Genomic DNA, 9664 nt, shown 5'->3' with positions numbered 1-9664 from the left:
CTTTGTCCCCTAACTTTCGGCGAGTCCCCCCAGACTTTTTGAGAAGCTTCTACTTAAGCTAATTGCCATGAATAAACCTAAGATGAGTTGACCAGTTAAAAACCGTTGTAAATTCTTTTCTAATGTGCTGGTTAAAACACCACGAACTTGAGGTGAGAAAAAGCTTATTATCCCTTTCCAAATCTTTTCTCCGTCCAATAGCATATAAAAGGAAATAACAATAACCACAATTAAATCTATAAACCAATTAAAAGTCACCAATACTAAACCAAATCCAGTAGAAGCAATATCCTGGGTTTTCTCTTGTATTTTGGTTAATATTTGATAGGTTAAAAACTCTATATCGATTGGCAAATTCTTTCCATTAATTAATGTTTGTAAGGTTATTAATTGTTCTTGCCCTTCTTGTAATAGCATTGGTAATTTAGTGATTAATTGCTTTCCCTGATTAACCACAGGAGGAAGTAACGTAATTCCCAAGAAAATAATAATTAAAATTGCTCCTAAATACACTAATGTAGCAGCCAAGGAACGTGGCAAAATTTTTTTCAAACCTCTTACGGGATAGTTGAGTAAGAAAGCAATCAAAGAAGCAGTTAAAGTCAAACTAATTAAGCCTCCAATATAACTTAACGTTTTGACTGTTAACCAACCTGTTACTAAAATAAGCAACCAAGTGATAAGTATTTTTTGCGTTCGGGAAAATGAAGGATTCATGAGCCAGTTTTAATTAGGAAAGATAAAAAAATTATGATGACAAATTAGTTACTAAGGGTGTGGGATAAGCATTAAAGTTAGCTTTTTTTAAAGCCTCAATCACTAATTTATCATTGTGTACCCAGTAGTCTTCTCCTAAGCGAATTAATTGGCGATTATCTCCATTATTAATGATAGCGATTACTGGAACTTTTGCTTGATTCTTCTTTCCAGAATATTCCTGTAGAATGCCTTTCAAGCTATGATAGGAAACTTGATTTACAGCTTGCTCAATACTCAAATTTACCATCACCATTCTCACGGTTTCTACCGATTCAGCATCGTCTACAATTAGCTGAACTTTATCATCTCTGTAGTCAATTTTTCCCCAAACAATGAGACGAGCATCTTCAATCAAAATTTCCCGAATTCTTTTGTAACTTTCAGGAAAACAGACCCCTTCCACCTGTGCTGAACCATCTTCTAGGACTAAAAAAGCCATAGCATCTCCTTTTTTAGTCGTGTATTGTTTTACCTCGTTAACCATAATAACAGCACTAACTCTGGTTTTCGCTTTCTGTTCTGCGACTTCATTTAAGTTAATAGGTGATAATATTTTAGCTGCTTTTTTGACTGCTGTTAAAGGATGTTCAGAAACATAAAATCCCAAATGTTCTTTTTCTAATTTTAATTTATCTTGTAATGAGTAATCTTCTACGTTAGAACTGCTAGGTGCTTGTTGAAAGTCTTGTTTTGATTCTGTTTTTTTTGTACTATCAGTACTCATTAAGTCAAAAATATTTAATTGGCCGCTTTGTTTGTCTTTCATTCTTTTTTGCGCCCAAGGAATTACTAATTCTAAGTCGTTAATTAGTTGTTTTCGATTGGTATTAATTGAGTCAAATGCTCCAGCATAGATTAGAGTCTCTAATGCTCTTTTATTTACAGAACGCAGGTCAACACGACAGCAAAAGTCTGCCAAAGATTGAAAATTTCCCTCTACTTCTTCTCTCGCTTTTAAAATGTTATCAATGGCACCTTCTCCCAGGTTTCTAACTGCAGAAAAACCGAAAAGTATTTGTTTGTCTATAGGAGTAAAATCTTTTTGGGAACGGTTGATGTCTGGTGGTAAAACATCGATCCCCATTTTTTGACAGTTTTCTCTATATTTCTCTACCTTATCTTGATTATCGCTGCTCGCCGTTAGTAAAGCAGTCATATATTCCACAGGATAATTAGCTTTTAAATAAGCAGTTTGATAAGTAACATAAGCATAAGCTGTAGAGTGAGATTTATTAAAACAATTAGAAGCAATTAAACCATTGTTGAGTAAAAAATTATGATCTTTTTCGACTCCGACATCATAAACTTTTTGTACTCCTAACGAACGCCGTGTAATAACTTTTACCATAATTGTTTTATCAAAGATATTTTTAAAAAGTTAATAAATTTGGTAGAAAAACTTCTCTAAATATGATCATAATTCACTACTTTTTTCTAGTTATTTTTACATATTTATTGACCAAAGATACTGCTATTGTAACACTATTTTTTGTTGCCCTGAGTTCGATATAAGGAAATTTATAGAAAATCTATCAAGTTCAGCCATCTTAAATAGCTATCATTTCGTGCAAAAAGATTTAACTCCGAATTCCGAACTCACGTTGTTGGTATTTAATTTCCTTACAATAATTGTCAACAAACCGTGAAAATATATCTTTCAATTAAATTAATACAACTCATATCTAAGCAAAGTACAAGGTAGAGAACCGTTATACAGTGGAATACGTCCTGATGTTCTCAAGCCAATTTTTTTAGTTAGTTCTTTATTCCCACTCAAAATATATGCTGTCCAACCTTTAAAACGCTGTTTCATTACATCTCCTAATAGTTTGTATAGTGATCCCAATTCTTGAGTATTACCTATTCGTTTACCATAAGGAGGATTACAAAGAATAATACCATTATCCGTAGGGGGTTCAAGGTTTTCTAGAGTGACTTGATTCAATTTAAGATGATGATTAACATCACATTTTTTTGCATTTATAGTTGCTTGTCTTACCATTTCAATGTTGCGATCGCTGCCAAAAATCGGAGCATCAAGTTCGTGTTTTTGTTGTTGAATTGCGTCATCAATTATTCTGTCACATAAGTCCGCATCAAAGTCTTGCCAATGTTCAAAATTAAAACGATTTCTGGACAAACCTGGGGCAACATTTAAGCTTTTCAAAGTAGCTTCGATAGGTAGGATTCCTGAACCGCACATAGGGTCTAAAAAAGGCGTATCTGGTGTCCAGTTAACCATCTCTAATAAGGCAGCAGCTAAGCTTTCTTTCAGTGGTGCAACTCCCATAGCTGGACGATATCCTCTTCTATGTAAACTGTCTCCTGAACTGTCTAAACTCAGGATACATTGATTCTCATAGATGTGAGCATTGATCAAAATATCGGGATTTTTTACGTCAATATTTGAACGTCTATTATAACGATCTCTTTGTTGATCTACGATCGCATTTTTAATTTGTAAAGAAGTAAAATGAGTATGGTTTAATTCTGGATTTCTCCCTGTACAGTTAACTGCAAAAGTTTGATCAATTTGTATATGTTCTGACCAATCTATTTTTTTAGTATTTTTGTATAATTCTTCTGCATTGTTACTTTTTATGGTGCTAATAGGAACTAAAACTCGGAAGATAATTCTTGACCAGATATTTACTTTATATAATAAAGCTCTATCTCCTTCAAAATACACTCCTGTAAAGTCAGTAGTAACATTTTTTGCTCCTAAGTTTTCTAATTCTTTTGTGGCAACCTCTTCTAACCCTCTGGCAACTGTAGCAAAGTATTGATTAGTCATTATCAAGTAAAAGTATTTTCTGCAGTATGGCGAATACCTAGAATATAAACCATATCGTCTCTAATTGTAAGAAGAACTTGATAAATATTTTTACTTTTTTATAAAGGTGTTATCTTGCGTCCTTGGAAAAAATGTTATTTTCTATAGTTATGGCGCAGCGTTAGGGAATTTTTGATAGTTTTACATTTGATAATAGTCTCAACTATATTTTTGGGAATATATTGTTTTCAATTAGTCCATTACTATAATTAAAAATCTAACAACAGAACTATTACGCTGTTGTAATTAATCTAGTTTTAAATTAGCGAATTCTCATTGATAGATAATTTAGTACGAAGCACAGCTTTAAACACAGGGGCAAAAAATCTGTATATCAAGATTAAAGAGAACCAGAAAAATATAATATATAAAGTCTTCTGTAGTTGACTGATTTTTCTTAATAGATTACTAAAAATACTTGTTGAGCTAACTGCTGACAGATTAAAGTACGGTTTGTTTTCAATTACTTCTGACTGTTTAATAGTAGAAAAAAACATTTTAATTTTATTTATTAATTATTAGCAAGATCGTAACATACAAACAATCAAATATACTGTCATCTCTAGTAATTAATATCACAATGAATAGTGATTTTGATCACAGACAAAAAAGTAGCAATGTGGGTATGAAAATAGTTTAATCGTTTGAAATATATAGAAATTTAGTTAAGTTTGACTGTTAAAACTAACTTTTTACAAATTTTCATATCATTAATATCTGGTTATTTGGCAAATTTTTTTGTATTTTTTAAACTTATAAGTAATTTTTGGGAACTATGATCACAATGAGAGTAAGCAAACGATAAATTATGCTAAAAAAAATAACAAAATTATTTCTAACCACTGTTGTAGCGATCGCCGCTATCAACACCATTGAAACACCAAAGTTGTCTAACAGTTGGTTAACAGTTCAAACATCAGCACAAGCAAGAAGTAGTGGGGGACGCAGTGGAGGAGGATCATTCCGTGGTGGTTCTTCTTCTGGAAGTTCATCGGGATCGAAGTCTAAAAAACCTTCCTCTACTCCTAATCGTTCTTATGATAATTCTCCTAGTTATCCCCGTGATAATTCTCCGAGATATCATAATAATTCTTCGCGTTCGGAAAGCAATTACAGTCATGTCAGAAGTCATAATAATGGTGGGAAATTGTTTAGCATTTTAGTTTTATTGATCTTTTTTGGAGTAGGAGGACTTATTCTTTTTACGGTCATTTCCTATAGTTTAAAGTCTACTTCAGGAACTGGTAATGGAGGGAATAATAATCGTTTCTCTAATCGAGAAATAAATAATGATATTGTTACCATATCTCAACTACAAATCGCTTTGTTAGCATCAGCGACTGATGTGCAATCGGGGTTAACAGAATTAACTTTGAGACTCGATACCAGTACAGAAGAAGGGTTAAGACAATTACTACAAGAATCGATTTTAATTTTACTTAGAAACTCTGAGTATTGGACTCATCATATTAACAGTTCTCAAAAACTTCATATCGACCAAGCAGAAGCAAAATTTGATAGTTTATCCCTAGAACAAAGAAGTAAACTAAGTTCAGAAACTCTATCTAATATAGAAGGAAAGATTAGGGAAAAAATTGTAGTTTCTCCTGATGATGAGTCAGCGATGTACATCGTGGTTACTTTATTAGTTGGAACCGCACACGATAAACCATTGTTTGAAGAAATTAGAACCCCAGATGATTTAGAAATAATTTTAAAGGATCTCGGAGCAATATCTTCTGATTATTTACTAAAATTTGAGCTAATTTGGAGTCCACAAACCCAAAATGATAGTTTAACTTATGATGAATTTATTACCGAATATACGAATATGATAGAATTAGTGTAAGAGATAATTCAGAAAACTGTGTTACTCATCTTACAAATTAAAGCTAAATCGAATATTCCGATCAATCTATAGTAAAATCGGGAAACTTGTTAAGAAAAAGACATCAATACTAATCTGATCTTCTTAGTCTTCAAACCCAAAATTTATGGTTCAATCGCTTTTAAATAGTTTTCGGGGTACATTGTTAGGGCCAAGCATTGCTAGTAAACTCATACACCAGAAAAAAACTCAATTACACTGGGAAACAGTTAATCAAAAAATTATTATTGATTTAATTCAAAACGAAACAATATCTGAAGAAACGTCTAGGGTAATTATCTCCCCAAATAAATCACTCATCCCAGGGGAGATAATATTAAAAATATTACCATTGATTCTGTTTTTCTATGAAACAGAGAATTTATTATGCGAACAACTAAAAAGGATCGAAAAAAATAGTGTAAATTTCAATCAAAAAATTATTGAAGAAGTGATACTCTTTAGGAAAATCATCAACTTAATTATTCAGAGAAAAAACCCGTTGCTAGAAAATATTTGCAAAGTTTCTGAATTAACACAAAATATACACGAAATATTAAACAGGCGAACACCCTTAACAGAGATAAAGAAACAATTTCAGCACAAAAACGTCTTAGAAAGTAACTATTTATTATTATCTTTATACTGTTTTAGTCGAACCCCAAACAACTTTAAACTAAGTATTTTACAAGCAAAACAGTTCAGAGATCCCGTAATTCTTGGAGTTACTGCAACCATATCCGGAGCTTATAACGGTTATTCCGGCATACCTATTTCTTGGCGATTGAGTATGGGTTTAAACCAGGAAAATAATTTAAAAGATGAATACATTACCCAATTATGGGCAAAATGGGTTGGGGTCGATAATCCATCCGCGAACATTTGCCCTTTAGAAACTCAGGTCATTAAACCAGTAAAAGGCGGAAATTTTTAGTGTTTAACAAAGCAGTTAACATTTTCCGCTAGAATATGGACTAAATGGTATTAACAAAGACACGGGATCACAAATAATCATCCCCCGCTCCTAGTAGTAAAAAACAAGATTAAACTCGCCCTTGAATTATGACAAAAAACCATTGGATAGACAACCACGAACAAGAAGATCTCGACCCTATTAGTTCTCTTTTATCAGAATGGTCTGACCCTGAAGACGAAGAAGAAGAGTTTAGAAGCGATTTTTTTCAGGGTTCATCGGGAAGACGAAAAAAAGCAGCCTTTGTTTTGATGGCTATTTGGGGGACTGTGATTAGTCTCCATGTATTTGCTTGGGGAATATGGGTCGTTGTTGCTGCGACCACCATTTTTGGCTTACAATCCTTACGTATTATTTTTGCTCAACCAGAGCCTACTCCAGAACCCTTATCCGAGGAAAGTTTACAACAGGCCCCTTCTGTTTCTTTATTAGTCGCCGCCAAAAACGAAGAAGCAGTTATCGGTCGGTTAGTCAAGCAACTATGTAATTTAGACTATCCTGCTGAAAAATACGATCTGTGGATTGTTGACGATCATAGTACAGATAAAACCCCTGAAATTCTCGATCGCTTGAGTAAAGAGTATGACCAACTCAATGTCATCCATCGTTCAGCCGGGGCCCAAGGAGGTAAGTCTGGAGCCTTAAATGGTGTCTTTGCGAAAACCCAAGGGGACATTGTAGCGGTGTTTGATGCCGATGCCAAAGTCACACCAGATTTATTGAAAAGGGTGATTCCCTTATTTGAGCAAAAAGAAATCGGGGCCGTGCAAGTTAGAAAAAAGATCGCCAATGAACCTTTGAACTTATGGACCAGAGGACAAGCCGCAGAAATGGCTTTAGACAGCTTTTTCCAACAAAAACGTATAGCACTCGGTGGCATTGGGGAATTACGGGGTAACGGTCAATTTGTGCGCCGTACAGCCTTAATTAACTGCGGGGGATGGAACGAACAAACCATCACCGATGATTTAGATTTAACCATGCGCTTGCACCTAGATAAATGGAAAATTGGCTTTTTAAACCATCCGGCTGTTGAAGAAGAAGGAGTAACCACAGCCAAAGCCTTATGGCATCAGCGCAACCGTTGGTCAGAAGGAGGTTATCAACGCTATCTGGACTATTGGCGGTTTATAGTCAATCAACCTATGGGGTTAGGGAAAAAATTTGATCTGATCTCCTTCATTTTGATGCAGTATCTTCTCCCCACTTCAGCTGTTCCTGATTTCATGATGATGCTCACCCGTCATCGTTTGCCCTTATTGGCACCTTTAACCGCGTTAATGTTATCTCTGTCTTGTTGGGGAATGTTTTGCGGTTTAAAGGGTGTTAGAAATCAAGAGAAGATTAACTTTTTCGATGTATTTGGTTTGGCCTGGCAAAGTTTACGGGGAATGGCATATATGATGCACTGGTTAATTATTATGCCCTGTGTTACTACTCGGATGTCTATTCGTCCCAAACGCTTAAAATGGGTCAAGACGGTTCATGAAGGAACCCCAGAAGAGAGTTTTCAGGCTTAAAGTTACCCTCAACATTTCTTCCCCCATGCACAGAAGGTATGGGGGAAGATCTTAATAATTTTCTATTGCACCCAATGTTTTTAAAGCGTGTTTTTGTGCTGAGTTTAAACCAGTGACTCCTGTAATATTCATGTTCTCATAAGGTCGAGGCGATCGCCAGGTTGATAAACATTCTCCTGTTAAATAATTCCATCGTTTGATGGTGCCATCCTTACTACTACTGGCTAAAATAGGGTCATGAGGATGAAAGGTAACACACATAACAGCATTACCGTGTCCTAGAAGAATTTTCTCACAACTGCATTCAGTTGAGGATATTTTCCAGATCCGAATACTGGTATCATAACTACCACTGGCTAACCACTGACTATCGGGACTAAACGCAACCGATGAAATCCAGTTACGATGGTTTCTAAGAATTATCATTGGTTCTCTTTCTTCTGATTCTAAATCCCAGATAAATATAGTATTATCATTGCTACCACTGGCCATGAATTTGCCATTGGAACTAACAGTAACCGTCCAAACTTGACGTTGAGAAGTTCGGAATATTTCAATCAATCTATTAGGTTTATTTAGATTATTAATATCCCAGAATTTTATTGTACCATCATCACTACCACTGATTAATAAGAGTTTAGTGGGGTGAAAACATACAGATTGTATCCAATCTGTGTGACCTTCAAACGGCTTCAATAGTTTATAATTAAAAGCATCCCATAATTTGACTATTTTATCATCACTTCCCGTTGCAATAAATTTTCCATCGTGACTATAAGCAACTGTTCTAATCCAATTTCTATGTCCAGCTAAACTTTTAAGCAGTCTATTCTTATTAAAAGTATCCCACATATACAATTTCGTATCATCACTTCCACCAATGAGAATTTGATTATCAGGACTATAAGCAAGAGACAAAATGTTACCTTTATTGGTAGAAATTTCTGACTCGGTTTTGCAGTCTGAGCTATCTTTTAAATAGACAATTCCTTGATTTGTTCCCACGGCTAAAATTTTTCCATCAGGACTATAAGTAATAGGTTTAATTTCTTGACTATATCCCTGAGCAACTCGTAAACATTCCCCTGATTTATAATCCCAAATTCTAACATTGAGTCCCATCTCACCACTTAGTAACCAAGGAAGTCTAGGATGAAAATCAATTGACCAAACCCCACCATTATGTCCTCTCAAAGTATGTAAATGTTTACCTGTTTTGGCATCACTAATACAAATAGTTTTATCTTCACTAGCACTGGCTATTTTATTACCATTAGGACTAAAAGCAAGACTTCTAATCCAATCATTATGATTGTGAATTAACTCCTGTTTAAATTTACCTGTTTCTAAGTCCCAAAAACGAACTACTCCATCATCAGTCCCACTCGCAAGGGTTTTACTATCAGGACTAATGGCGATCGCTCTTAAAAGATTGTCTTGATTTTCTTCCAAGCAGAAGGATTTTATTAACTTTGCTTCTGAAAGATTAACATTCCAGAGACAAATTTGATTATCTTGACTTGCACTAATTAACGTTTGTTTATCAGGATGAAAAATCACCCATCTTACCCTATCTTGATGTTTAGTCAAAACAGCTATCATTTCTTTTCGATTACAATTCCAAATTCTAACCGTTCGATCATCACTGCTACTGGCTAATAATACCAAATCCGCTCTTTTTAACCCCCTTATAAAACCCTTTACTAATAGAT

General features: G+C 34.5%; 7 protein-coding genes. 3 read left to right on the top strand and 4 right to left on the bottom strand.

From position 1 onward, the window contains the following. Positions 1 to 9 precede the first annotated feature (9 nt). The 3 genes from P9B04_RS08560 to P9B04_RS08550 form a co-directional block, all read right to left on the bottom strand. On the bottom strand, positions 10 to 717 hold the full coding sequence (locus tag P9B04_RS08560; protein ID WP_342054564.1) for an AI-2E family transporter: 708 nt from the start codon (positions 715 to 717) through the stop codon (positions 10 to 12). 31 nt (positions 718 to 748) lie between these two features. Further along, the gene (locus tag P9B04_RS08555) at positions 749 to 2107 is read right to left on the bottom strand and encodes a helix-hairpin-helix domain-containing protein (protein WP_342054563.1); all 1359 of its coding nucleotides are present in this window, start codon (positions 2105 to 2107) and stop codon (positions 749 to 751) included. Positions 2108 to 2425: 318 nt separating this feature from the next. Continuing rightward, a complete protein-coding gene (locus tag P9B04_RS08550) occupies positions 2426 to 3553 on the bottom strand; it encodes a THUMP domain-containing class I SAM-dependent RNA methyltransferase (protein WP_342054562.1) in 1128 nt (375 codons plus the stop codon). A gap of 847 nt (positions 3554 to 4400) precedes the next feature. On the opposite strand from P9B04_RS08550, the gene P9B04_RS08545 reads away from it, so the two are divergent. The 3 genes from P9B04_RS08545 (at position 4401) to P9B04_RS08535 (ending at position 7952) form a co-directional block, all read left to right on the top strand. Then, complete coding sequence (locus tag P9B04_RS08545) at positions 4401 to 5441, top strand: DUF1517 domain-containing protein (protein ID WP_342054561.1); 1041 nt, start codon at positions 4401 to 4403, stop codon at positions 5439 to 5441. Positions 5442 to 5586: 145 nt separating this feature from the next. Beyond that, positions 5587 to 6393, top strand: a complete 807-nt coding sequence (locus P9B04_RS08540) for an ADP-ribosylglycohydrolase family protein (RefSeq protein WP_342054560.1) — start codon at positions 5587 to 5589, stop codon at positions 6391 to 6393. Positions 6394 to 6521: 128 nt separating this feature from the next. Beyond that, on the top strand, positions 6522 to 7952 hold the full coding sequence (locus P9B04_RS08535) for a glycosyltransferase (protein ID WP_342054559.1): 1431 nt from the start codon (positions 6522 to 6524) through the stop codon (positions 7950 to 7952). Positions 7953 to 8003: 51 nt separating this feature from the next. Here P9B04_RS08535 and P9B04_RS08530 read toward each other — a convergent pair. Further along, on the bottom strand, positions 8004 to 9664 hold a 1661-nt coding region (locus P9B04_RS08530; RefSeq protein WP_342054558.1), incomplete at its 5' end, for a WD40 repeat domain-containing protein.

It is taken from the genome of Crocosphaera sp. Alani8, assembly GCF_038442745.1.
In the GTDB taxonomy this organism is placed as follows: domain Bacteria; phylum Cyanobacteriota; class Cyanobacteriia; order Cyanobacteriales; family Microcystaceae; genus Crocosphaera.
The sequence above is the reverse complement of the archived record's forward strand: the minus strand, read 5'-3'. Positions and strand labels throughout refer to the sequence as shown.

Excerpts from the sequence above, each read along its gene's own strand:
- P9B04_RS08560 (WP_342054564.1), bottom strand. The coding sequence starts at position 717 with ATGAATCCTTCATTTTCCCGAACGCAAAAAATACTTATCACTTGGTTG.
- P9B04_RS08555 (WP_342054563.1), bottom strand. The coding sequence starts at position 2,107 with ATGGTAAAAGTTATTACACGGCGTTCGTTAGGAGTACAAAAAGTTTAT.
- P9B04_RS08550 (WP_342054562.1), bottom strand. The coding sequence starts at position 3,553 with ATGACTAATCAATACTTTGCTACAGTTGCCAGAGGGTTAGAAGAGGTT.
- P9B04_RS08545 (WP_342054561.1), top strand. The coding sequence starts at position 4,401 with ATGCTAAAAAAAATAACAAAATTATTTCTAACCACTGTTGTAGCGATC.
- P9B04_RS08540 (WP_342054560.1), top strand. The coding sequence starts at position 5,587 with ATGGTTCAATCGCTTTTAAATAGTTTTCGGGGTACATTGTTAGGGCCA.
- P9B04_RS08535 (WP_342054559.1), top strand. The coding sequence starts at position 6,522 with ATGACAAAAAACCATTGGATAGACAACCACGAACAAGAAGATCTCGAC.